Genomic DNA, 1,045 nt, shown 5'->3' with positions numbered 1-1,045 from the left:
TAGAGCTGTTCCCGGTCAGGTAGCGACGGCCAAGTCGTTTTCGTAGCCGGCTGCGGCGAGGTAGTTGCGGCACTCCTGCGGAGTGAAGCGCGTGAAGGCCTGCCGGATCGCCGCCCAGAGATCCGGGATCGTGCGGGCGGCCGCGCTGCGTAGCAGCGCTTTCAGCTTTGCGAAGGCCTGCTCAATCGGGTTGAAATCAGGGCTGTAGGACGGAAGGTAGAGCAGCCGCGCTCCTGCGGCCTCGATCGCGTCCTGCACGCCCGCAACCTTGTGGGCTGGCAGATTGTCCATGACGACGATGTCGCCCGGCTGCAGCACCGGGATCAGGGTCTCGGTGACGTAGCTGCAAAAGCGCCTGCCGTTCGTGGGACCGTCCAATAGCGCAGTGGCGCACAGCCCGCTGGTGCGCAGGGCGGCGGTGACGGTGGTGGTTTTGTAGTGGCCCAACGGGGCTGCGAGCCGGCAGCGCTCGCCGCGCAGCGCCCAACCATAGCGGCGCGCCATGTTGGTGGCAGCCGCCGTCTCGTCGAGGAACACCAGCCGGTCCGGATCAAGCTCGGGCTGCGCCTCAAACCACGCCTCGCGGGCCGCTCTTACGTCCGCACGCTCCTGCTCAGCTGCGTACGTCGCCCCTTTTTCCAGCTGATCCCGTGGCGGGCAAAGAAGCGCGACAGGCCGCTCGTGCTGGTCTGGATGCCCTGCTCAGCCAGCCGGTCGCGCAGCTCGCGCAGGAAAAGACGCGGCTCCTGCTTGGAGATCCTCAGGATCAGCCCGGCATGCGCCTCTATGCGCTTCGAGGTGTGATCGCCGCCCATCGGCTTGGAGGCGAGTTGGCCCTCGTGGCGGAAGCGCTCTGACCAGCGGCTGGCGCTCGACACGCTGACCCCGAAGCGGGCTGCGGCGCGATGGCAGGAGGCACCCGCCGCCACGGCGGCCACAACACGCTCGCGCAGGTCCACAGACAGAGGTGAAGGCATGAGCAAGCTCCTTCATCCGTCAACGCACTACCCGCTAACCCGTCTCAAGCGGCGCGGGACCGGCTCTA

At 67.5% G+C, this 1,045-nt stretch carries 1 protein-coding gene; it reads right to left on the bottom strand.

The window, feature by feature from the left end:
- Positions 1-15 precede the first annotated feature (15 nt).
- Positions 16-977, bottom strand: a protein-coding gene (locus tag WDW90_RS37450) for an IS630 family transposase (protein WP_336492778.1) whose coding sequence is annotated in 2 segments (ribosomal slippage) — positions 16-629 and positions 629-977 — 963 coding nt in all. Because the reading frame shifts where the segments join, the coding sequence is not laid out codon by codon here.
- Between the last annotated feature and the right edge of the window lie 68 nt (positions 978-1,045).

Origin of the sequence: Methylobacterium nigriterrae (genome assembly GCF_037106235.1) — a bacterium.
Lineage (GTDB): Bacteria > Pseudomonadota > Alphaproteobacteria > Rhizobiales > Beijerinckiaceae > Methylobacterium > Methylobacterium nigriterrae.
This window is presented reverse-complemented; position numbering and strand designations above follow the sequence as displayed.